Annotated in this window: 1 pseudogene; it reads right to left on the reverse strand. The window is 42.0% G+C overall.

Going from position 1 to position 1,311, the window contains the following annotated elements:
* Nucleotides 1-97 precede the first annotated feature (97 nt).
* A pseudogene (locus QUB33_RS29475) lies at nucleotides 98-1,244 on the reverse strand (IS4 family transposase).
* Nucleotides 1,245-1,311 lie beyond the last annotated feature (67 nt).

A 1,311-nucleotide genomic window follows, 5' to 3' on the forward strand; every position in this document is an offset into this window, starting at 1 on the left:
GAGTAATTTTCCTGTCTCTTTTTTTCGCTTTAGTAGTGCTTGTACCGTACTTTTGCGCTCCTTGAAATCTTTCTGCTCTTAACGGGTGACAACGCATCTATAATGCTTGCTGCATGAGGGATAGGGCGTAGAAGCCACGGTGAAAATAGAGACGTTTATGGGGCTTGAGTGCAATTAGACTTATTACCCAATCGTTCCATAATTCCATCCCATAGATCCACCGTTGTCCATAGAGGCTCAGACTAAATTCACTTACGAAGTGGGGTTTTGTCTTGATGCTCATTGAGCCGTCCAGCATAAATTTCTATACCTAATTTCTTGATCCATTGTCCGTGAATCGTCCCCAAACTATAAGCTATCGCAATCAACAAGACTAAGGCTAAAAAGCGAGCTTCATTGACCTTGGTATCTTCTAAATTATAACCACCGGTTTTGTAATCTTTGAACATCTGTTCGATGCCCCACCGACAACAATAAACACCTAAAGTAAGCTTCAGATTGGGGAGATTTTTCAGAATATACCAAGGTTCTTTTGGTCCTAGCTTACGATATTTTCGTTGCCAATATACAGCCAGATTAAATGGTCCTAAACCGTCTCCTTTATTTGCCAAAATATTCTGATAAAAATTGGACATCCCAGGTTTGAAGCCAAGCTTTTTGAGCACTTGATAGTCTTCACCTAAATTCTCTTGAAATTGGAAGTCCTTTTTCTGACGTAGTGCAAAGGATACGCCCCTGGAATTAAGCCATGATGCGAGTTTGGGGCTATGGAACTCTCGATCACCTAAGACCGAGACGGGATAGTTCTTAAACAGAAGAAGGACTGTACCTAAAAGTCGTTTTTGAGTCTTGAGGTCACTGTTACCTGACTTCTTTAAGACTTCCCAATATATCGGAAGAGCATGAGTTCCCCAGACCAGACTAACCATAAATATATTGTGTCCTTTCCACTGTGTTCGAGCGATTGCAATGATCCAATAGCCATACTTTTGATGCTTGAGTTTTCGTACACAACGACGTTGTTCTCGGTTTAAGCGCTTTCCCGTTTGCTCTTGACGAATCCAATATTTAATCAGGGGAAACCACAACAGTTTGACGCACAACTGAGGCAACACTAAAAAGCGTTGTAAGTTTCGTTTGCGACTTTGATATTGAATCGGTTGAGGAAAGACACTGGCTAATACGGAGAGTTTGACCTGACGATGAGCCTGAAGCAATAACAACAGCAGTTGTAAGGTAAGGATTCAGGTCTGAAAAAGGGGAATGAGCTCAGGCCGAGCCAAGTCACAAGAATGGGCAGAAATAGCCTCA

This window comes from Microcoleus sp. B3-A4 (assembly GCF_036705385.1).
Taxonomy (GTDB): domain Bacteria; phylum Cyanobacteriota; class Cyanobacteriia; order Cyanobacteriales; family Microcoleaceae; genus Microcoleus.